We start from the raw sequence: 19,969 nt of genomic DNA, 5'->3' as shown, positions 1-19,969 counted from the left end.
ACGCTACGTCGTACTCAAGTCCCGGCCCCGCAGGAACCGCGCGAAGTGCGGCACCGTGAAGGCGATCTGGCCACGCTCGGCGGAGTAGACGAGGCCCTTCTTGATCAGGCCGTCGCGTGCGGGGCTCAGCGACTGCGGCTTGCGACCGAGGTGGCGCGCGATCTCGGCGGTCGCGACCGGGCCGTCACCGGTCTGCACGGCGAGGTCGGCCATCGCGACCATGTAGTCGCGCTCGGCCGGCGTCGCCCGTTCGTAGCGGACCCCGAAGAACCCGCGGCCCAGCTCGGCCTCCGCCTCCGGGGCCGCGGCCTGCACGTCGGAGAGGCCGATCGGGTCGGCGAGGGCGGCGTCCCAGGTGACCTTGCCGTAGGCCTGCACGAAGTACGGGTAGCCCTCGGTCACCCGGTACAGCTCCGCGAGGGCCTCCGGCTCGAAGGTGACGCCCTCCCCGGCGGCCGGGACCGTCCAGGCCCGCTCCGCCATCTCGTGCGGCAGCCGGTCGACCTCGACGTAGGCGAAGAGGCGCTCGGCGTACGACTTCGAGGCCGCCAGCGCCGCCGGCAGGTGCGGCAGCCCGGCGCCGACGACGATCAGCGGCGCGCCCTGCTGCCCGATCTCGTGGCAGGCGCCGCACAACGCGGCGAGCTCGGCGACGTCGATGTCCTGCATCTCGTCGATGAACAACGCGATCCCGACCCCCAGGTCGCGGGCGAGGTCGGCGATGTCGGTGAACAGCTCGACGAGGTCGAGCTCGAGGTCGCCGGAGTCCGCGCGCCCCTTGGTCGCCACCACATCGGACAGGTGCGCGCCCGGCACCCACCCGCGGCCCTGGCGGTCGGCCTGGCGGGTGGCCAGGGCGAACGACTTCAGCACCCCGGCGACGCCGTCGACCCGGTCGGGGTCACGGTGGCGGTGCGCGACCTCGCGCACGGCGGCGTGGGTGGCCTGGGCGATGTGGAGCCGGATGCCGGCATCGGGGCGCGCCTCGATCTTGCCGGTGCCCCAGGCCCGCTGCACCGCGGCGGAGCGCAGGGCGTTGAGCAGCACGGTCTTGCCGACGCCGCGCAGGCCGTAGAGCACCATGCTCCGCTCCGGACGGCCGGCCGCGACGCGCTCGAGGGTGACCTCGAACTGCTGCAGCTGGCGGTCGCGACCGGCGAGCTCGGGCGGCCGCTGCCCGGCGCCCGGGGCGTACGGGTTGCGCACGGGATCCATGTCGATGACCGTATCCACGTCTCTAGACCGTTCCGTAGAGACGCGCCGACGGCGCGCCCTTGCCCGTCGGCGTCCGTCGCCGCAGGGTGGGCGCATGGGTGTCCACGTCGCCAACATCTGCATCGACTGCGCCGATCCCCACGCCCTCGGGACGTTCTGGTGCGCCGTCCTCGACCTCCCGCTCGCCGACGACGACGAGCCGGGCGACGACGAGGTCGGCATCCGTCTGCCCACCGGTCAGGACCTGCTCTTCCTGCGCGTGCCCGAGGCCAAGTCCGTCAAGAACCGGATGCACCTCTGCCTGACCGGCGACGGTCCCGGGCAGCGCGACGCCGAGGTCGAGAGGGTGCTCGGACTCGGCGCCTCGGTGGTGGACGACCGGCGTACGCCCGAGGGTCGCGGCTGGGTGGTGCTCGCCGACCCCGAGGGCAACGAGTTCTGCGTCGTGCGCAGCGAGGCGGACATGGCGGCGGACGTCGACTGACGACGGCCCTCGCGCTCCGGCCCACGGCGCAACTACGCTCGGCGCCATGCCCGAGCTGCCCGAGGTGGAGGCGCTGGCCCTCGACCTGTCCGGTCGTCTGGAGGGGCGCGCCGTGACGGCCGTGCACCTCGCCGCGTTCAGCGCGCTGAAGACGTTCGACCCGCCGCTCTCCGCGCTCGACGGCTCGTTCGTCGACGGCGTGGGGCGCCACGGCAAGTTCCTCGACATCTCCGTCGGCGGGCTGCACCTCGTCATCCACCTCGCCCGCGCGGGCTGGGTGCGCTGGCGCGACGAGGTGCCCGCGCTGCCGCCGCGGCCGAGCTCGAAGTCGACGCTGGCCGCGCGGATCGTGCTCGACGACGGCTCCGGTCTCGACGTCACGGAGGCGGGCACGCGCAAGAGCCTGGCGATGTACGTCGTCCGCGACGTCGCCGAGGTCCCCGGCATCGCCCGCCTCGGCCCCGACCCCCTCACGCCCGACTTCACCCGCGACGTGCTCGCCGACATCCTGCAGGCGGCCGGGCGCGCCCAGGTCAAGGGCGTGCTGCGCGACCAGTCGACCATCGCGGGCATCGGCAACGCGTACTCCGACGAGCTCCTCCACGCCGCGCGGCTCTCGCCGTTCAAGGCGGCCAACAGCCTCGACGACGAGCAGGTCGACGCGTTGCACGCCGCGATCGACACGGTCGTCGGCGACGCCGTGCGGCGCTCCCGCGGCCTGGCGGCCAGCGAGCTGAAGGGCGAGAAGAAGACGAACATGGCGGTGCACGGCCGCACCGGCGAGACCTGCCCGATGTGCGGCGACGTCGTGCGGGAGGTGTCGTTCGCCGACTCGAGCCTGCAGTACTGCGCCACCTGCCAGACCGGCGGCAAGCCGCTCGCGGACCGCAGGATGTCCAAGCTGCTCAAGTGAGTACCGTGACGACCATGGTCTCCATCCCCACCGTCACCATCGACGGCGTCCCCGACCCGCTGCCCGAGGGCCTCGTGGTGCTCGACGTCCGCGAGCCGTCCGAGTGGCAGGCGGGTCACGTCGAGGGCGCCCTGCACATCCCCCTCGGCGAGCTGACCGGCCGCCTCGACGAGGTGCCGACCACGCAGACCCTCGTGGTCTGCAAGGTGGGCGGGCGCTCGGCGCAGGCGACGGCGTGGCTGGCCCAGCAGGGTCGCGACGTGGTGAACCTCGACGGCGGGATGCTGGACTGGCAGGCCGCCGGACGGCCGATGGTCAGCGAGGACGGCTCGACGCCGCAGGTGGGCTGACTGCTCGCCTCGGGGCGCTCAGGGGGTCGCGGTCGTCGACGGCGTCGGCGGGTCGGTGACCTGCGGGCACGACTCCAGGTACGCGGAGTACGCCTGCAGCTGCGCGACCTCCTCGTCGGTGTAGGCCGGCTGCTCGAGGTCCTCCGCGACCGCGTCGGCGGGCACCGACGCCGCGTACTCCACCAGCAGGTCGAGGCCGGCCGCCGCGTCCGCGGGCAGGTCCGCCGGGCGCGTGCGCGCGCCGAGGTCCTCGGCCCACAGGTTGAGGTCCTCCCCGGTCTCCATGAACCGCACCAGCCCTGCGGCCGTGCAGAAGTCCTCGAGGACCTGGTCGCCCGACGACGTGGCCGCGCTGGTCGGCGCCGCCTCGGGCTCCGCCTCGTCGCCCGAGCAGGCCGTCGCGACCAGCAGGCTCGCCGCGGCGAGCGCGACGCCGACGGTCCGGCCAGGGGTACGCCTCATGCGCGGCACGCTACCCGGACCGTCCGAGCCGGCCCGGGCACGACGACGGGGCGCCGGCGACCGTGGTCGCCGACGCCCCGTCGGGAAGTGGTGCTGCGGATGCGGACGATCAGTCCTCCGTGCCGTCCTCGGCGCCACCGTCGGCGCCGCCCTCGACGCCGCCGGCCGAGCCGCCGCACTCCTGGGTGACGTACTCCGACAGCGCGTCGAAGTCGGCCTCGTCGTCCTCGCTGACCTCGACCGGGTCCTCGCCGTCGTAGTCGGCAATCGAGTTGCCGTTGATCTCGTCGAGCGCGTCGATGTAGACCTCGAAGCCGTTGCGGGCGTCCTCGCCGATGTCCTCCGGCGTGCCGGTCTCCTCGAGGGTCTCGATCGCACCGGTGGTGTCGATCTCCTCGTCCTCGCTCTCCGGGTACCAGTCCGTGGCCGCCTCGGTGAACGCCTCGCAGAAGTCGTCCTTGCTGGCGTCGGTGGGGGCGCTGCTGCCGCAGGCGGTGAGGGTGGCGCCGGCCAGCGCCAGCGCGGCGAGGGACATGACTCGCTTCATCATCGTGCTCCTTGCGTCTCGGGGTGCCCCCGCTCCCAGCGGCGGCGCGCGGGGCACCCTCCCCCGGGTCCCGGCGCGCAAACGTGGCCGTTCAGACCGATCTCAGGCGGGTCTCAGTCCTCGCGGTCCGGGTCGATCTCGCCGCCGATCCCGTTGCCGCCCGGCCCGTCGCCACGGCCGGAGCCGTCGCGGTCGCCGGAGTCGTCGGAGTCGTCGGGGTCGTCCGAGCCGTCGTCCGTCGCGTCGTCCGTCGCGTCGTCGTCCGGGTCCTCGAAGCACTCCTGCTGGGCGTAGGTCGCGAAGGCCACGAAGTCGCCGTCCCGCTCGAGCTCGCCGATCAGGTCGTCGGCGTCGTCGCGCGACCCGCCGTCGGCCTCGCGCAGGACGTCGAGGTACGCCTCGTAGCCGGCCGTCACGTCCTCGCCCGCCGAGTCCGGCGGCGGCGCGCCCTCCAGCGCCTCGATCGCCTCGCCGAGGTCCATGTCCTCGTCGGGCTGGTCGTCCACGACCTCCTCGACGACCAGCACGGCGTCGCAGAAGGCTCCGGCGTCCCCGCCCCCGTCGGTGTCGTCGTCGCCGGACCCCGTGCCCTCGGACTCGGCGCTGCTGCGGTCGTCGCCCGAGCCGCCCGAGCCACCCGCGTCGTCGGTGTCGTCCTCGCGCGTCGAAAGCACCCAGACGATGACCGCGATCGCCGCGACGAGGGCCAGCACGCCGAGCACCGCCGGCAGCACGACCTTCCAGCCGCCGCGACGCGGGGGCTGCGGCAGCGGCGCCGTGGGCGGCCCCTGGAAGCCGGGCGGCCCGGGAGGACCGGGCGGCCCCGCCGGCGGGGGTGGGGGTGGCTGGTGTCCGCTCATGTCGCGCCTCGCTTCGTCGGCCCGGCCGACGGTCGGGCTGGGGCCGAGGATGTCGCGATCCGCGGCGCGCCAAACCCCCGCCGGCGCCTCGCTGCGCTCAGGCGTCCGCGAACGCGGGCGGCGGCGGGAGCAGCAGCGCCTCCTCGAGCCGGTCGAGGTATGCGTTGCGCTCGATCTCCGTCACCCCGAGGCTCGCCAGGTGCCGCGTCTGCCACTGGACGTCGAGCAGGCGCGGCGTGGGCACCTCGTCCTCGTCGGCGCGCAGGATCTCGACGAGACCGACGAGCGCCGCCTTCGAGGCGTCCGTGCGGTGGTGGAACATCGACTCGCCCGCGAACAGCCCGCCGATCGCCACGCCGTACAGACCACCGACCAGCCGGCCCTCCCACCACGCCTCGACGGAGTGCGCCCACCCGAGCTCGTGGAGCGCCGTGTACGCCTCCGCCACCCGGTCGTCGATCCACGCGCCCGTGCGCGACGGGTCGGCGCACGCGTCGACCACCTCGGCGAACGCGGTGTCGACCCGGATCTCGTAGTCGCGCAGCGAGCGCCGCAACGACCGGCTCACCCGCAGCCGTCCCAGGGGCAGCACGCCCCGGCGTACCGGGGAGAACCACAGCAGCCGGTCCTCGTCGGGCATCGGGAACTGGCCGTGGCGGTAGGCCGCGAGCAGGGTGCCCGGCTCCAGGTCGGCGCCCGCGCCCACGACGTCGTCGTCCCCGCTGCGCAGGCGGGGGTCGTCGAAGTCCCAGAAGGTCGGGCTCGGCTCCACAGGCACGTCCTCCAACCTAGCCATCCGTAGGCTGCGGGCCATGGGCATCAAGGAGAGCGTGACCCGCGCGGCGGCGTCGAACGTCCCGACCGTCGCGCCGAAGCTGACCTCCGGCTTCGTGCGCAAGGCACTGCACCACGCGATCGCGGGCGTCGGCCCGCTCCCGCCGGCGGCGAAGGCCGCGCAGGCGTTCCTCGACGACGCCGAGGGCGACGTCGACAAGGCGATCTCGGCCGCGACGGTCAAGCACGCGACGTACGCGGGAGCCCAGGGGTTCCTGACCAACGTCGGCGGGCTCGTGACCGTGGCCGTCACCATCCCCGCGAACATCAGCGGCCTGACGGTGGTGCAGTCGCGGCTGATCTCGATCATCGCCCACCTGCGGGGCTACGACCTCGAGGACCCGCGGGTGCGCAACGCGGTGCTCGCCTGCCTGATGGGGCCCGAGGAGGTGAAGCGGATGCTGAAGAAGAAGACGCTGCCCGCTCCGCCGATGGCCCTGGCCACCGCGCCCGAGCACGACCCGGGCCTCGACGTGCAGCTCGCCAACGAGGTGGCCACCGACCTGATCACGCGGGTGATCGGCAAGCGCTTCGCGGTGACCGTGAGCCGACGCGTGCCCGTGCTGGGCGGCGTCGTCGCCCTCAGCGCCGACGGCTGGGCGACCTGGAAGCTCGGCCGCTACGCGGCCAAGGAGCTGCGGGCGCGCCCCCCGAAGAACGGGTGACGCGCCCGCAGGTCGCTGCTCGGTCGGCGCCCGGCCGGCTCAGTAGAGGTTGAGGTACGCCCGCACGTAGGAGTCCGGGTCCTCGCTGGGCAGGTCGTCGCTGGCCTGCACCGTCACGGTGATCGTGTAGTCGCCCACCGCGGCGTCGAACGAGCAGGTCTCGCTGTCCCACTCGCCGCCCTCGTTGGCCGTGCACGCCTGCTGACCGGCGCTGTTCGTGACCGTCAGGGTGATGTCCTGGTCCCAGTAGCCGTTGAAGATCTCGACCTCGACCGCACCCGCGGTCGTCACCGAGAAGTTCCACGTCGCCGAGCCGGGCGTCGAGCCCGACGGGTCGGTCAGCTGCGCCTCGTCGGTCGACGTGCCGCCCTCGGCGAACTCGGCGTCGGCGGGAGCACCCGTCGCCCCGCCCGAGCCACCCGTGTCGCCGGAGCCACCGGTGCTGCCGCCCGCGTTCGGGTCCTCGACCTCCTCGAACGTGAGGTTCGGGGCCGTGACGAGCGCGAAGCCGTTGCCGGTCGCGGTGCAGACGGGAGTGTCGTTGCACTTCCACTCGCCGTCGTTGGTGTTGGTGCCGTACATGTTGTCGGCGACCTCGTAGGTGCCGTCGAGACCCGCGAAGACCGCGCCGCTGACCGGGGCGTACCGGCCGTCCTCGGTGCGCGGGACCTCGACGTCCTCACCGGGGTCGATGGTGTCGCCGTCGACCACGTTGACGTAGACCGAGACGGTCTCGAGCTCCTCGCTGCCCTCGTAGGGGATCTCGATCTCGTGCGGGCCGTCGTCGGCCGCGGTCCAGCCGGCCAGGCCCTCGCCGGCCTCCCAGTCCACCGAGATCCAGAACGTCGAGTCGGCGAAGTCCGGGCCCTCGGGGGCGCCGAGGTCCTCCTGCGTCGAGCTCATCACGACGACCTGGTCGGCGTCGGCCTCCAGCTCGAAGGTCGCGACGCCGTCGACCACGGGGATGTCGTTGTACGCGTTGAGCTCGAGCTCGAAGGGACCGTCGGTCTCCCCCGTGGTCTCGTCGCCGCCCGGGTCGTCGGCCTGGTCGTCGCCGTCGCGCCCGATCACGAGGAACGCGGCCACGCCGACCACGGCGACCACGAGCACCGCGACCGCCGACCAGATGGCGATCCACTTGCCCTTGCCGTTGCCGCCGCCCGCGGGGTCGGACGAGCCGTACTGGTAGCCGCCGCCGTAGCCGCCGCCCCCGTACCCGCCGCCCGACTGGTCGCCGAAGCCGCCGCCCTGGCCGTACGAGCCCTGGTCGCCGAAGCCACCCTGCCCGGACTGGCCGTAGCCACCCTGGTCGTACCCGCCCTGGCCGGACTGGCCGTAGCCGCCGTAGCCGCCCTGGCCGCCCTGGCCGTCGCCGGAGCTGCCGTACATCGTCTGCGCGGTCTGGGCGCTCGCGAAGCTCGTCGGGGCGTCACCGCCGGCGGACGAGCCGTCGCTGGCGTCGTACCCGCCGGGCGCGGCCCCGGGCGCGATGTGCGTCGCGTCGCGCGGCGTGCCGCAGCGCTCGCAGAACGCCGAGTCGGACGGCACCTGATGGCCGCAGGTCGGGCAGGACACCATGACAGAACTCCCTTCGCGCGGTCTCGGGCTCCGCGCCGGCCGGAGGAGTACCCTCCGGCGTCCGTCGCAAACGCCGCCGTCGCCACCAACCCGGTGCGACCCGCCCCACCCCCTACCCTGTGCCGGTGACCACGAGCCGCCGCGAGCAGATCATCGCCACGGCGGCCGACCTGTTCGCCTCGCGCGGCTTCCACGGGGTCTCCGTCACCGAGCTCGGCACCGCCTGCGGGATCTCCGGGCCGGCGCTCTACAAGCACTTCGCCTCGAAGGACGCGATCCTCGCCGAGATGCTCGTCGGCATCAGCGAGCGGCTCCTCGAGGTCGGCACCGCCCGCTCCCGGGGCGCGGCGAGCCCGCAGGACGCGCTGCGCGCGCTCGTCGACTGGCACGTCTCCTTCGCGGTCGAGCACCGCTCGCTCATCGTCGTGCAGGACCGGGACTGGTCGTCGCTGCCGCCCGCCGCACGCGAACGCGTACGCAGCCTGCAGCGCTCCTACGTCGACGTGTGGGCCACGCGGCTGCGCGAGCTCGACCCCGACCTCGACCTCGACGCGTCGCGCTCCACGGCGCACGCGCTCTTCGGCCTGCTCAACTCGACGCCGCACAGCGGCCTGCTCGACGACCCCGCGCTGCGCGACCTCCTCAACCGGATGGCGCTGCGGGCCTGCGGGATCGGATGATGGCGCCGTGCCCACGACCCACCAGTGGGGAGCGTTCCTCCTCGCCGCCGTGCTCTTCATCCAGGTGCCCGGCCCCAGCCTGCTGTTCACCATCGGTCGCGCGCTGACCGTCGGGCGCCGCGACGCCCTGCTCTCGGTCGTCGGCAACGCGCTCGGGCTGACCCTGCAGGTGCTGCTCGTCGCCGCGGGCCTCGGCGCGGTCGTGGCGGCCAGCGCGACGGCGTACACGGTCGTCAAGGTCGTCGGGGCGATGTACGTCGTGTGGCTCGGCGTGCAGGCCGTCCGGCGGCGCGGCGACGCGCGCCGGGCCCTGGAGGCGCAGGCGCACGCGACCGCGGAGGTCGCGCGTCGGGCCTCGCCGCTCACCGCGCTGCGGATCGGGGCGACCGTCGGCGCCACCAACCCCAAGACGCTGGTGTTCTTCGTGGCGTTCCTGCCGCAGTTCACGAACGCCTCCGGGCTGCCCGCCGGGGTGCAGGTCGCCGCGCTCGGCCTGGTGTTCGCGCTGCTCGCCGTCTGCTCCGACTCGGTGTGGGCGCTCGCCGCCTCCCGCGCCCGCGACTGGTTCACCCGGCGCCCCGAGCGCCTCGACGGCCTCGGCGCCGCCGGCGGCAGCATGATGGTCGCGCTCGGCACGTCGATGCTCGTCGCGGACCGGTAGCCCCGGTCCCTGCGCCGAGTTGCGGGTTGCGCCGCGGTACGCGCGCCGAGCTGCGGGTTGCGCCGCGGTACGCCGGACGTACCCAGGCGGAGAAAACGCGGACCACGGGGCCGTCCGGCGCCGTCAGGGTCCGCGTTCTCCCAGTCGCCGTCCGCGTTTTCTTCGTGGTCTCGTGGTCCCGGGGCCCGGGCCCGGCCGCGCCCGCAGCTCGACGTCAGGCGCGTGGGTCAGGGGTCGATGCCGAGGTCGGCGAGGAGGCGGGAGGCGCGCAGGGCGGCGTCGGTCGCCACGTCGAGGGCGTCCGGCTCGTCGTCGCTCGCCGGGGAGGCACCGGCCGAGCCGGTCGGGCCGGGCGCCGGGGCGGACAGCTCCCCGACCCTCCGGGTCAGCTCGTCGCGGGCGGCGCCGCGCAGGGCGAGGAGCACGAACGGGTCGGCCGCCTGCAGCCAGCCCACCTGCACGAGCACGGCGAGACCGTGGCGGCACGGGTCGAGCGGGGCGCCGCAGGTGCAGGTCGTCGCCAGCTCGCCGCCGTAGGGCAGCAGCTCGACGCCGGCCTCCTCCGCGTCCTCCACCAGCTGGTGCGGGAGGTCGCCCGCGGCGAGGTCGGCGAGCCGCCGCGACTGCGCGGCGACGACCTCGACGAGCGCGCCGAGCGCCGCGTCGTCCAGCACCGGCACCTCCGCCGTCACCGTCCACGCGTCGTCGCCCTCGCGCACGGCGGCGAGCACCGAGCCGGCGCCGACGGTGATGCCGCCGACCATCCCGCCCCGGGCCAGCCGCATCGCGGCACGCAGGTCGGCCTCGGCGAACGACGCCTCCTCGACGGCCCGCTGCCAGGCCTTGCCCCACCACAGCCGGTGGCCGGCGCGCGGCCGGGCCTCGATCCGCGGGTGGGTGACGCGACCCTCGGTCACGGTCGCCCGTCCCGCCGTAGCGCGACGAGCTCGCGCAGCTCCGCGTCGCCGAGCTCCGTCAGCGCACCCTCGCCCCGGGCCAGGACCGCGTCGGCCAGCGCCCGCTTGCGCTGCAGCAGCTCGGCCACCCGCTCCTCGATGGTGCCGCGGGTGACGAACCGGTGCACCTGCACGGGCCGGGTCTGACCGATCCGGTACGCCCGGTCGGTCGCCTGCTCCTCGACCGCCGGGTTCCACCACCGGTCGAGGTGCACGACGTGGTCGGCGCGCGTCAGGTTGAGCCCCGTGCCGCCCGCCTTGAGCGAGAGCAGGAAGACCGGCGGGCCGTCGGCCTCCGGGCCGGCCTGGAACGCCGCGACCATCCGCTCGCGCTCGGCGACGGAGGTGCCGCCGTGCAGGAGCTGGTGGGGTACGCCCGTCACCTCGAGGTGCTGGGCGAGGATCCGCGCCATCGCCACGTACTGCGTGAAGACCAGCACCGACGACCCCTCCGCCACCAGGGTCGGCAGCAGCTCGTCGAGCAGGTCGACCTTCTCGGAGCGCCCCGCGATCCGCCCGCTGGTCTGCTTGAGGAAGTGCGCCGGGTGGTTGCAGATCTGCTTGAGCCCGGTGAGCATCGCGAGCACCAGGCCGCGCCGGCTGTCCTCGTCGGCCCGCTCGATGCGCTCCATGCAGTCGCGGACGTACGCCTCGTACAGCACCACCTGCTCGCGCGTCAGGTCCAGGAGGTGGTCGGTCTCCGTCTTCGGCGGCAGCTCCGGGGCGATGCCCGGGTCGGACTTGCGGCGCCGCAGCAGGAACGGCCCGATCAGGTCGGCGAACTGCCGGGCCTTGGCCGGGTCGGCGCCCGACTCGATGGGCGCGGCCCAGGCGCGACGGAACGCGTTGCGGCTGCCCAGCAGACCGGGCGTGGCCCAGTCGAGGATCGCCCACAGCTCGGTCAGGTCGTTCTCGACCGGCGTGCCGGTCAGCGCGACCCGGGCCGCGGTGTCGAGCCGACGCAGCGAGCGCGCCGTGCTGGACGCGGGGTTCTTGACGTGCTGGGCCTCGTCGGCCACCACGAGACCCCAGCGCACGCCGGCCAGCGCCTTGGTCTGGCCGGCCAGGTCGCTGCGCAGCGTGCCGTAGGTCGTCAGCACGAAGCCGGGATCCGTCCCGGCGACGGGGTCGAGGGAGCGGGCCTGCCCGTGGAAGCGACGCACCGGCGTGCCCGGGGCGAAACGCCGGATCTCGGCCTCCCAGTTGCCGAGCAGCGAGGCGGGGCACACCACGAGGGTCGGGCCCGGCGCCGGCGCCTCGGGCGGGCGCTCCTGCTCGAGCCGGTGCAGGTGCAGCGCGATGAGCGTGACGGTCTTGCCGAGACCCATGTCGTCGGCCAGGCAGGCCCCGAGCCCCAGCCCGGTCAGCTCGGCGAGCCACGTCAGCCCGTGGCGCTGGTAGTCGCGCAGGGTGGCCTGCAGGGCGGCCGGGGTGGGCACGGGCTCGCGGGTCGCGGCGGCGAGCAAGCGCTCCCGGGCCTTCAGCAGCGACGCGCCGACGATCACCTCCGCCGGCGCGTCGTCGACCTCGACCACCCCGGTCAGGGCGGCGGCGACGGCCTCGGCGGGCTTGAGTCCGCGCACCAGCCGCTTGCGGGCCCGGCGCGCGACGGCCGGGTCGACCACCGTCCACGACCCGCGCAGCTTGATCACCGGCGAGGCGGCGCTCGCGAGCTCGTCCATCTCCTCGTGCGTGAGGGCCTCACCGCCGAGGGCGACCTGCCAGGAGAAGCCGAAGAGCGACTCCGTGCCGAACAGGCCGGTGTAGAGCAGGTCCTCGCGCTTGCCGTCCGAGCGCGGCCGGTGCTCGACGACGGCCCGCGTGGTCAGGTCCCGCCCGAGGCTGCGCGGCCACAGCACGTCGACGTCCCGCTCGCGCAGCGCGGCCACGCCGTCCTCGAGCAGGCTCGCGATCTCGTCGCCGTCGAGGGTGATCTCGTCGGGCACGGCCAGGTCGCCGAACCGGTCGAGCACCGGCCAGGCGCCGGCGGCGTCGCGCAGCGCGATGGCCGCGTGCGTCCGCGCCCGCTCGCCGAACCCTCCCGCCGACTCCTCGCGGCGCCACAGCGCCCCGGCCTCGCAGAAGCGCGCGGGGTCGCGCTGGTCGTGGACCTGGAGCACCAGGCGCACCGACCCGGCGAGCAGCTCCTCCTCGTCGGCCTCGACCCGCAGCGAGACGGTGACCAGCTGGGCGAGCGTGCCGGGGTCGGCGACCTGCCGGCGTACCGACGCGATCCGCGCCCGCAGCCGCTCGGTGAACTCCGTGCGCTCGACCGGCGCGGGCCGCTCGGGCGGCTGCGGCCGGCCGACGCCGGGCCGGGCGCGGGGCAGCGCGCCCCGGCCGGCGCTGGGCGGCGTGCGCGGCAGCGTGTCCACGATGGCGTCCAGCGCGGCGCGCGCCGTCCGGTACGCCTCGTCGGCGTCCATCTCCTCGTGCGCCCGCGCACGCGCGAGCATCGTCAGCCGGTCGTGGTCGTCGGCGCCCAGCACGGCGGACCACGCGTCACCCTCGGAGGCGGGGGCGAACCCGCCCGCGGCCACGAGGCGCACCGCCAGCAGGGCCGTGCCCGCCAGCAGGCCCACGCTCGGGTGCACCGACGGGTCCGCGTGCGCGCGCGTGAGCACCGGCAGGGCGGCCCGGACCGGCAGGTCGACCGTCCGCGCCGGGCCCGTGAACGTGACGACGGAGTCCCGCGGCGGGTCGGCGGCCCGGAAGGTCGCCGGTCCGGTCAGCGGGACGAAGCTCAACGGTGCTCCTCGACGGGCGTGGTGCGGGACCCGGCGAACCTAGCGCGCGCCGCCGACAGCCACCTACCGCGCCGCCACCCCGCGGGCCCCGGCGCCCGAGCGCCGCAGCACCCGGACGAGCAGGGCCGCCGCGACGACCTGGAGCAGGGCGACGAGGACGACCAGCAGGCCGCGGTGCTCGGCGTACAGGGCACCCGCGCCGACGCCGCCGAGCAGTGCCGCGGCGCCCTGGAACGCGGCGAAGAGGCCGTACGCCGTCGCCAACCGCCGCCGCGGCACCAGGTCGGCGACCAGGGCCTTGACGGTCGAGTCCTGGACGCCGCCGGCCAGCGCCCAGGCGGCGAGGCCGACGAGCACCGCCACCAGCGCGTCGGCCAGCGCCAGGACCGGGACCAGCGCCACGAGGGGCGCGAGGACGTGGAGCACGCGGCCCTGCCAGCGGTCGTACGCCCACCCCGTGGCCAGCGCGCCGACGGCCGCGACGAGCATCGCCCCGGCGTAGACGAGCGGTACGCCCGCCAGCGGCACGAGGCCGGCCTCGACGAGGTGGAACGACAGCACGCCGAAGGTGGTGAGCCCCGCCGTCGAGCAGGCCACCGACAGCGCGAACAGGTAGAACGACCGCGGCAGCACGGTCGCGTCCGCGGGCTCGATCGCGGTGCCCGCACCGGTGCCGCCCGACGGCTCCGGCGGCCCGTCGCCGATCCCGCCCGGCCCGCCGACCCGGGCCCGCAGCAGCGCGAGCAGCAGCATCGCCACGAGGCCCGGCAGGGCCAGCAGGGCCAGCGCCGTCGACATCGACGCCGTCAGCGCCAGCACACCGGCCACAGCCAGCGGTCCCGCGAACGCGCCGACCTGGTCGAGCGCCTTGTGCACCGCGAACCCCTTGCCGCGGCCGACCTCGCGGGCGACGTCGGCGAGCAGTGCCGACTTCGACGGGCTGCGCACCGCCTTGCCCGCCCGCTCCAGCAGGATGAGGACCGCGGCGAACGAGAGGCCGGCCGCGCCGAGGTGCGGGGCCAGCGCGAGCAGCGGTACGCAGACGGCGGTCATCGCGTACCCGACCGTCGTCAGCGTCCAGTGCCGGCCCCACCGGTCGGCGAGCGGGCCGGAGACCAGGCGCAGCACGAGGGCCGTGGCCTCCCCCGCGCCGGTGACGAGCCCGACGACGAGGGCGCCCGCGCCGAGGGCCGCGAGGTAGGGGCCCGCCACCGAGCGCATGCCCTCGTAGACCATGTCGGCGGCGAGGCTGACGAACCCGAAGACGGTGACGGTGCGCCAGGGCGACCAGCGGGCGGGACGCTCAGCCACGCTCGGGCCCGTCGGCCGCCCCCGGCAGCTGAGCCGCGAAGACGAGCTCGGCGTAGCCGGCCAGGTCCTGGCCCACCTCGTCGAGCCGCGTCGTCGCGACCGCCGCCTCGGGCAGGCCGAGCACGTCGCGGCGGACCAGGTCGCGGTGCCAGCGCCGCAGCCGCTCGAAGCCCTGCTCCTCCTCCTCGAGCTCGCCGAAGGTGAACTTCTCCTTCGCGATCTCCTTCGCGATCTCGGCCTCGAAGCGGTCGCACTCGGCGACGAGCTCGCCCCACTCGTCGCGGCGAGCGGCGGCGAAGGCCTCGACCAGCACGGCGAGGTCGCCGTCGCCGTGGGCCGCGGCCGCCAGCACCGCGAGGGAGCCCCCGCCGCGCTCGGCCAGCTCGCGGACCGTGGCGAGGCGGTCGGTGAAGGCGGGCAGGTCGGGCAGCGTCCAGGTGCCCGCGGCGACCGGCACCGCACCGGTGCGCCGCAGCTCGCGCCACACGGCGACGCGGTGACGCGAGGGCTGGGCGGGCACGCGCGGGATCACCAGCAGCCAGGCGGTAGCGTCCGTCACGGGCGGGAATGTAGCAGGTGTTACATCAGCCGCCGTCGGCACGAACGCCCGCGTCGTGCGTCAGCCGAGCTGCAACCAGGGGTCGCCGGTCGTCGGGTCCGCCGCGGAGCCGTCGTCCGGGCGTACGGGCGCCAGGTTCGCGAGCGCGGTCGGGCGCAGGAGCGCGTCGACCACGTCCGGAGCGATCCGCCCCGTGGCGAGCGCGAGGTCGCGGACGACGCCCTCCCCGGCCAGCACCGACTTCGCGATCTCCGCGCTGCGGGCGTACCCGAGCTCCGGGGTCAGCGCCGTCACCAGGCCGACGTTGCGGGCCACGGCTGCGGCCAGCGACTCGGTGTTCACCTCGATCCCGTCGACGCACAGCTCACGGAGCGCGTCCAGCGCACGGCGCAGCCACTGCGCGCTCTGCAGCAGGGAGTGGCACATGATCGGTTCGAAGGCGTTCAGCTGGAGCTGCCCGCCCTCGGCGGCCATGGTGATGGTGACGTCGTTGCCGATCACCGAGAACGCGACCTGGTTCACCAGCTCCGGGATCACCGGGTTCACCTTGCCCGGCATGATGCTCGACCCCGCCTGACGCGGGGGGAGCAGCAGCTCGCCGAACCCGGCCTGGGGGCCCGACGACAGCAGCCGCAGGTCGTTCGAGATCTTCGACGCCTTGACGGCCAGCCGCTTCAGGACGCTCGACGTCTGCACGAAGACGCCGGCGTCGCTCGTGGCCTCGATCAGGTCGCGGGCCCGCACGACCGGGTGTCCGGAGATCTCCGCGAGGTGGCGGACGACCTCGCGCGGGTAGTCGGGGTGCGCGGTGATGCTCGTGCCGATCGCCGTGGCCCCCAGGTTCACCTCGCACAGGAGCCGCCGCACGTCCGACAGGCGCGCCAGCTCCTCGCGGAGCGTGACGGCGAAGGCCCCCAGCTCCTGCCCCGCGGTCATCGGCACCGCGTCCTGCAGCTGCGTGCGACCGATCTTGGGGACGAGCCGGAAGCGCGTCGCCTTCGCGGCGAAGGAGTCCGCCAGCGCGGCGGTGGCCCCGATCAGTCCGTCGACCACGTCCACCAGGGCGATCCGGATCGCCGTCGGGTAGACGTCGTTGGTGGACTGGCACCGGTTGACGTGGTCCAGCGGGTCGATCACGTCGTAGCGCCCCCGGGGCAGGCCCAGCAGCTCCAGCGCCCGGTTGGCGATCACCTCGTTGGCGTTCATGTTCGTCGAGGTCCCGGCGCCGCCCTGGACCGGATCGACGACGAACGATCCGTCGAGCGCACCCCGGCGGACGTCCTCCGCGGCGAGCGCGATCGCGTCGTGGCGGCGGTCGTCGAGCAGCCCGAGGGCGTGGTTGGTGCGCGCGGCGGCCAGCTTCACGGTCCCCAGGGCCGCCACGAGGTCGCGGTGCTGCCCGACCGTGGTGCCGCTGACGGCGAAGTTCTCGACGGCCCGTGCCGTGTGGATCCCCCAGTACGCGTCGGCCGGCACCTCCACCTCGCCGAGGGAGTCGCGCTCCGTGCGGGTGGCGGACGCGACGCTCATCGCCGCTCCCCGGCGGTGTCGAGCGCCGTCCACGCCAGCGCCACCGCGGCGTCGTGCACCGCCGCCTCCGCATCGGCGCCCACGCAGCGCGCCGCGAACTCGGGCTGGTGGTTCAGCGCCGGGAGGGAGTTGATCCCGACGTAGGGGTGGATGGCGGGGACCACCTGAGAGACGTTGCCCATGTCGGTGGACGCGCGGTTCATCCGCGCCGCTCGGGTGCCGGACTCGAACGTGCGGCCCAGCGCGGTGGCGTTGCGCCGGTAGCTCTCGAGGGCTGCCGCGTCGGCCCGGAACTCCGCGTACGGCTTGCTCTCCGCCTCGACCGACAGCTCGCAGCCCGTCGCCAGGGCCCCGGCCTCGAAGCAGCGCCAGATGCGCGGCTCGATCTCGGCCAGCTGCTCCAGCGACTCGGCCCGGACGTACCACCGGCCCTCCGTGCGGGCAGGGATCGCGTTGGGCGCCTCGCCGCCGTTCGTCATCATCCCGTGGACGCGGACCGAGGCCGGCAGCTGCTGGCGCAGCAGGCCGAGCGCGACCTGGGAGATGGTGAACGCGTCGGCGGCGTTGATGCCGTCCTCCGGGTACGCCGCGGCGTGGGCGGCCCTGCCGGTGAACTCGACGTGCGAGTGGGACACGGCGAAGGGCTCCGCCTCGACGACGTCCACCGGCGCGGGGTGCGCCATCATCGCGAGGTCGAGGCCGACGAACGCGCCGCGATCGAGCATCTCGATCTTCCCGCCGCCGCCCTCCTCGGCCGGGGTGCCGTAGACCTCGACCGTCAGGCCGGCCTCGTCCGCGACGGCCGCGAGCGCGCGGGCGGCGCCGACGGCGATGGCGGAGATGAGGTTGTGGCCGCAGGCGTGCCCGAGGCCGGGCAGCGCGTCGTACTCGGCGCAGATCCCGACCCGGAAGGGGCCGCTGCCGGCCGTGGCGTGGAACGACGTCTCGAGGCCGAGGTAGCCCGGGGTCACCTCGAAGCCCGCATCCGCGAGGGGCTCGGGGACCCAGCCCGCCGCACGGTGCTCCTCCCAGGCCGTCTCCGGGTGGGCGTGCAGGCGCTCCGACAGGTCGACGAGCGCGTCCATGTCCCGGCGCACGACGGCGCCCGCCCGCGACCGGTACGCCTCACGCACGTCGGCCGTCACAGGTCACCCGGGACGCCGTAGGACGGCGCGGCGGAGGGATCGGTCCCGCGCACCACGTAGTCGTCGCGCTGCGGCAACCACAGCTCGAGCAGCTCGCCGAGGTCCTCGAGCGGCGACTCGCTCCAGTCGACGCGCAGGTCCGTCTCGCACCATCCGGCGCGCCGGGCCACGGCCAGGCCCGCGGAGTGCAGCGGCCCCTCCTCGCCTCCGGCCGCCAGGCCCGCGGTCATCGCCCGGAGCAGCCGCACCTCGAGGTCGCCCTCACCGGCCACGAAGGCGTCGGCGACGGCGTCGAGGACGTCCGTCGACGACAGCATGTTGCCCGCGACCACGACCATCGACCCCGTCACGGAGCCGTGCCGGCCCAGCGCGTGCCGACCCGAGTACGCGGCACCGTCGCCGCCCACGTCGAGCACGCACAGCTGGCGGTGCTCGATCGTCGCCTCCGCGCCGGTGACGGAGGCGAGCGCGTCCGCGGCAGGGAGGCCCTGCTCGAGGGCGTCCAGCAGCCTCGTGCCCAGGCGCGGGTCGGTCACGTTCTGCGAGGCCGCGACACCGACGCCGGGTCGCAGGTGGATGCAGCGGGCGGCCACCGCGGGGCTCGACGAGGAGACCGCCATCCCGATCCCACCGGCGCCGTCGGCGCCGAGCACGGAGAACGTCACCGCGCCACCTCCGGGATCACGGCGACGGCGTCGACCTCGACCAGCCACTCGGGCCGCGCCAGGGCGCTGACCACCAGGCCGGTGGAGATCGGGTGCACGCCCTTCGTCCACCGGCCGATGGTCCGGTAGACCGTCTCGCGGTAGCGGGGGTCGACGATGTAGATCGTGAGCTTCACCAGGTGGGCCATCTCCGAGCCCGCCTCGCGCAGCAGCATGTCGATGTTGGCCATCGCGCGCTCGGTCTGGGCCTCGACGTCGCCGATCCCCACGGACTCGCTCGTGTCGAGGTCCTGGCCGATCTGGCCGCGGACGTAGACCGTGTTGCCGGCGACGACGGCCTGGCAGAGGTCGTTGTCCAGGTTCTGCTCGGGGTAGGTGCGGCTCGTGTTGAACGGGCGCACGCGGAGGTGGCCGCCGGCCACGATGCTCTTCTGGGTCATGGTGTCTCCCGGGTCGGTGGGGTGGGCGTCGTGCGTCGGTCGGGGCTCGTCGCGGGTCAGCCCCCGACGGGCACCCGCGCCGCCGCGGCGTCGTACGCGAGGTAGCTGCGCCGGGTCTGCACGTGGCCCGCGACGTGCTTGGCGTCGTGCCACACGCCCCAGATGAAGCTGGACCCGCGACGGGAGAGCCAGGGCAGACCGAGGAAGTAGACGTCGGGCGCCGTCGAGACACCGCGGCGGTGCTGCGGCCGGCCCGTCGCGTCGAGCGCGTCCTCGACCTGCAGCCAGCTGTAGTCCGCGGTGAAGCCCGTCGCCCACACGATGGTGGACACGCCCTCCGCGGCCAGGTCGAGCGCCGTCACCGGCCCGCCCTGGATCGTCGTGGGCGCCGGTCCGAGGTCGCGGGCCGCGGGGTCGGAGGGGAGGTCGAGGCCGGTGCGCTCGACGTACGCGTCGGCCGCGTCCAGCAGGGCGAGGTAGCTGGCGTCGCCCTCGGCCACGTTCCGGTCGAGGTCGTCGGCGAAGCGGAGCACGCCGTCCTCGAACGACGCGGCCATGCCCGCGAGCCGCACGCCGTTCGCCGCGAGGTCGCGGAAGTCCACGGTGTGCCCTCCCTTCGCCCCGCTGACCGCGATCGTCACGTGGGCGGCGCCCTCGGGCGGGGTCTCCGCGTCCCAGAGACCGAGCACTCCCAGCCACCAGCAGAAGTCGCGCCCGCGGTAGGACCGCGGCGGGCGCTCGTGGGGGCCGACCGAGAGGACCACGTCGCGGCCCGCGCGCCGCAGCTCGTCGGCGATCTGGACCCCGGACGAGCCCGCCCCGACGACCAGCACCCCTCCGTCCGGCAGCTGCCCGGGGTTGCGGTAGGCGCTCGAGTGGATCTGCAGGACCTCGGAGGCGCCCGTCACGATCGGCGGGATGCTGGGCTTCTGGAACGGCCCGGTGGCGGCGATGACGAAGCGGGCCTCGATCACACCGTCGGTGGTCTGCACCTCGAAGCGCTGCGAGCCCTCGATCCGCCGGACGGACGTGACCTCGACGCCGCAGCGCACCGGTGCGCCGAGCTTCTGGGCGTACGCCGCGAAGTAGTCCGCGACCTGCTCCTTCGACGCGAACTCGTCGGGGGCGACGTCCGAGAACTCCAGGCCGGGGAAGCGGTCGTGCCACGCGGGCCCGTTCGCCACGAGGGAGTCCCAGCGCTCCGACCTCCACCGCTCCGCGATGCGGCCCCGCTCCAGCACGATGTGCGGCACGCCCTCGGCACCGAGGTGCTCGCTCGCGGCGATCCCGGCCTGACCCGCACCGATCACCACGACGTCCGTCTGCTCGCGTGTCATTCCTGACCTCCCACTCGTCATCGGGGCGCC

General features: G+C 74.8%; 21 protein-coding genes. 6 read left to right on the top strand and 15 right to left on the bottom strand.

The genetic code is table 11. From position 1 onward, the window contains the following. Positions 1-3: 3 nt before the first annotated feature. Positions 4-1,215, bottom strand: a complete 1,212-nt coding sequence (locus tag RDV89_RS09020) for a DUF8462 domain-containing protein (protein WP_315732642.1) — start codon at positions 1,213-1,215, stop codon at positions 4-6. Positions 1,216-1,309: 94 nt separating this feature from the next. Between RDV89_RS09020 and RDV89_RS09015 the strand changes: the two genes are divergently transcribed. Genes RDV89_RS09015 through RDV89_RS09005 form a run of 3 tightly spaced genes read left to right on the top strand, consistent with a single transcriptional unit; the run spans position 1,310 to position 2,962 of the window. After that, positions 1,310-1,699, top strand: a complete 390-nt coding sequence (locus tag RDV89_RS09015; protein ID WP_315732641.1) for a VOC family protein — start codon at positions 1,310-1,312, stop codon at positions 1,697-1,699. Between the two features lie 46 nt (positions 1,700-1,745). After that, entirely contained in the window at positions 1,746-2,612 is an 867-nt protein-coding gene (locus tag RDV89_RS09010; RefSeq protein WP_315732640.1) for an Fpg/Nei family DNA glycosylase, read from the top strand. A gap of 14 nt (positions 2,613-2,626) precedes the next feature. Beyond that, a complete protein-coding gene (locus RDV89_RS09005; protein ID WP_315732639.1) occupies positions 2,627-2,962 on the top strand; it encodes a rhodanese-like domain-containing protein in 336 nt (111 codons plus the stop codon). Between the two features lie 18 nt (positions 2,963-2,980). Here the strand turns inward: RDV89_RS09005 and RDV89_RS09000 are convergent, their stop codons facing one another. The 4 genes from RDV89_RS09000 to aat all read right to left on the bottom strand — a co-directional run bounded on the left by RDV89_RS09000 (position 2,981) and on the right by aat (position 5,609). Next, positions 2,981-3,424, bottom strand: a complete 444-nt coding sequence (locus tag RDV89_RS09000; RefSeq protein WP_315732638.1) for a hypothetical protein — start codon at positions 3,422-3,424, stop codon at positions 2,981-2,983. A gap of 109 nt (positions 3,425-3,533) precedes the next feature. Beyond that, on the bottom strand, positions 3,534-3,974 hold the full coding sequence (locus tag RDV89_RS08995) for a hypothetical protein (RefSeq protein ID WP_315732637.1): 441 nt from the start codon (positions 3,972-3,974) through the stop codon (positions 3,534-3,536). Between the two features lie 110 nt (positions 3,975-4,084). Further along, positions 4,085-4,831, bottom strand: coding sequence for a hypothetical protein (locus tag RDV89_RS08990; RefSeq protein WP_315732636.1), 747 nt, complete (start codon positions 4,829-4,831; stop codon positions 4,085-4,087). A gap of 97 nt (positions 4,832-4,928) precedes the next feature. Continuing rightward, on the bottom strand, positions 4,929-5,609 hold the full coding sequence (aat, locus tag RDV89_RS08985; protein ID WP_315732635.1) for a leucyl/phenylalanyl-tRNA--protein transferase: 681 nt from the start codon (positions 5,607-5,609) through the stop codon (positions 4,929-4,931). Between the two features lie 34 nt (positions 5,610-5,643). Here aat and RDV89_RS08980 point away from each other — a divergent pair, with 34 nt between their 5' ends. After that, the gene (locus RDV89_RS08980; protein WP_315732634.1) at positions 5,644-6,330 is read left to right on the top strand and encodes an EcsC family protein; all 687 of its coding nucleotides are present in this window, start codon (positions 5,644-5,646) and stop codon (positions 6,328-6,330) included. A gap of 39 nt (positions 6,331-6,369) precedes the next feature. Here the strand turns inward: RDV89_RS08980 and RDV89_RS08975 are convergent, their stop codons facing one another. Further along, entirely contained in the window at positions 6,370-7,908 is a 1,539-nt protein-coding gene (locus RDV89_RS08975; RefSeq protein WP_315732633.1) for a zinc ribbon domain-containing protein, read from the bottom strand. Positions 7,909-8,033: 125 nt separating this feature from the next. Between RDV89_RS08975 and RDV89_RS08970 the strand changes: the two genes are divergently transcribed. Beyond that, the gene (locus RDV89_RS08970) at positions 8,034-8,588 is read left to right on the top strand and encodes a TetR/AcrR family transcriptional regulator (protein ID WP_315732632.1); all 555 of its coding nucleotides are present in this window, start codon (positions 8,034-8,036) and stop codon (positions 8,586-8,588) included. Positions 8,589-8,595: 7 nt separating this feature from the next. Then, a complete protein-coding gene (locus RDV89_RS08965; protein WP_315732631.1) occupies positions 8,596-9,249 on the top strand; it encodes a LysE family translocator in 654 nt (217 codons plus the stop codon). A 227-nt stretch (positions 9,250-9,476) separates the two neighbouring features. Here the strand turns inward: RDV89_RS08965 and RDV89_RS08960 are convergent, their stop codons facing one another. From RDV89_RS08960 to RDV89_RS08920, 9 genes are all read right to left on the bottom strand, one after another. Next, entirely contained in the window at positions 9,477-10,166 is a 690-nt protein-coding gene (locus RDV89_RS08960) for an SWIM zinc finger family protein (RefSeq protein WP_315732630.1), read from the bottom strand. Continuing rightward, positions 10,163-12,952 (bottom strand): DEAD/DEAH box helicase, encoded by a 2,790-nt coding sequence (locus RDV89_RS08955; RefSeq protein WP_315732628.1) that lies wholly within the window; start codon positions 12,950-12,952, stop codon positions 10,163-10,165. The genes RDV89_RS08960 and RDV89_RS08955 overlap by 4 nt, the downstream gene beginning before the upstream one ends. A 63-nt stretch (positions 12,953-13,015) precedes the next feature. Next, positions 13,016-14,263, bottom strand: coding sequence for an MFS transporter (locus tag RDV89_RS08950; protein ID WP_315732627.1), 1,248 nt, complete (start codon positions 14,261-14,263; stop codon positions 13,016-13,018). Then, positions 14,256-14,822: a Chromate resistance protein ChrB gene (locus tag RDV89_RS08945; RefSeq protein WP_315732625.1), complete on the bottom strand. Its 567-nt coding sequence runs from the start codon at positions 14,820-14,822 to the stop codon at positions 14,256-14,258. Before RDV89_RS08945 ends, RDV89_RS08950 begins: the two co-directional genes overlap by 8 nt. Positions 14,823-14,882: 60 nt before the next feature. Continuing rightward, on the bottom strand, positions 14,883-16,352 hold the full coding sequence (locus tag RDV89_RS08940; protein ID WP_315732624.1) for an aspartate ammonia-lyase: 1,470 nt from the start codon (positions 16,350-16,352) through the stop codon (positions 14,883-14,885). Beyond that, a complete protein-coding gene (locus RDV89_RS08935; RefSeq protein ID WP_315732623.1) occupies positions 16,349-17,497 on the bottom strand; it encodes a M20 family metallopeptidase in 1,149 nt (382 codons plus the stop codon). Before RDV89_RS08935 ends, RDV89_RS08940 begins: the two co-directional genes overlap by 4 nt. Continuing rightward, on the bottom strand, positions 17,494-18,162 hold the full coding sequence (locus RDV89_RS08930) for a DUF1028 domain-containing protein (RefSeq protein ID WP_315732622.1): 669 nt from the start codon (positions 18,160-18,162) through the stop codon (positions 17,494-17,496). The genes RDV89_RS08935 and RDV89_RS08930 overlap by 4 nt, the downstream gene beginning before the upstream one ends. Next, complete coding sequence (locus tag RDV89_RS08925) at positions 18,159-18,602, bottom strand: RidA family protein (RefSeq protein ID WP_315732621.1); 444 nt, start codon at positions 18,600-18,602, stop codon at positions 18,159-18,161. Before RDV89_RS08925 ends, RDV89_RS08930 begins: the two co-directional genes overlap by 4 nt. 56 nt (positions 18,603-18,658) lie before the next feature. Next, on the bottom strand, positions 18,659-19,939 hold the full coding sequence (locus tag RDV89_RS08920) for a flavin-containing monooxygenase (RefSeq protein WP_315732620.1): 1,281 nt from the start codon (positions 19,937-19,939) through the stop codon (positions 18,659-18,661). Positions 19,940-19,969 lie beyond the last annotated feature (30 nt).

The sequence above is a fragment of the Nocardioides imazamoxiresistens genome, assembly GCF_032378595.1.
Taxonomy (GTDB): Bacteria; Actinomycetota; Actinomycetes; order Propionibacteriales; family Nocardioidaceae; genus Nocardioides; species Nocardioides imazamoxiresistens.
Note: the sequence above shows the minus strand (reverse complement) of the source record. Positions and strands in the feature narration are given on the sequence as shown.

What these genes read in the sequence shown, in the direction of transcription:
- RDV89_RS08940 (WP_315732624.1), bottom strand. Translation starts at nt 16,352, where the DNA reads ATGAGCGTCGCGTCCGCCACCCGCACGGAGCGCGACTCCCTCGGCGAG.
- RDV89_RS09010 (WP_315732640.1), top strand. Translation starts at nt 1,746, where the DNA reads ATGCCCGAGCTGCCCGAGGTGGAGGCGCTGGCCCTCGACCTGTCCGGT.
- RDV89_RS09020 (WP_315732642.1), bottom strand. Translation starts at nt 1,215, where the DNA reads ATGGATCCCGTGCGCAACCCGTACGCCCCGGGCGCCGGGCAGCGGCCG.
- RDV89_RS09000 (WP_315732638.1), bottom strand. Translation starts at nt 3,424, where the DNA reads ATGAGGCGTACCCCTGGCCGGACCGTCGGCGTCGCGCTCGCCGCGGCG.
- RDV89_RS08975 (WP_315732633.1), bottom strand. Translation starts at nt 7,908, where the DNA reads ATGGTGTCCTGCCCGACCTGCGGCCATCAGGTGCCGTCCGACTCGGCG.
- RDV89_RS09005 (WP_315732639.1), top strand. Translation starts at nt 2,627, where the DNA reads ATGGTCTCCATCCCCACCGTCACCATCGACGGCGTCCCCGACCCGCTG.
- RDV89_RS09015 (WP_315732641.1), top strand. Translation starts at nt 1,310, where the DNA reads ATGGGTGTCCACGTCGCCAACATCTGCATCGACTGCGCCGATCCCCAC.
- RDV89_RS08995 (WP_315732637.1), bottom strand. Translation starts at nt 3,974, where the DNA reads ATGATGAAGCGAGTCATGTCCCTCGCCGCGCTGGCGCTGGCCGGCGCC.
- RDV89_RS08920 (WP_315732620.1), bottom strand. Translation starts at nt 19,939, where the DNA reads ATGACACGCGAGCAGACGGACGTCGTGGTGATCGGTGCGGGTCAGGCC.
- RDV89_RS08925 (WP_315732621.1), bottom strand. Translation starts at nt 18,602, where the DNA reads ATGACCCAGAAGAGCATCGTGGCCGGCGGCCACCTCCGCGTGCGCCCG.
- RDV89_RS08990 (WP_315732636.1), bottom strand. Translation starts at nt 4,831, where the DNA reads ATGAGCGGACACCAGCCACCCCCACCCCCGCCGGCGGGGCCGCCCGGT.
- RDV89_RS08980 (WP_315732634.1), top strand. Translation starts at nt 5,644, where the DNA reads ATGGGCATCAAGGAGAGCGTGACCCGCGCGGCGGCGTCGAACGTCCCG.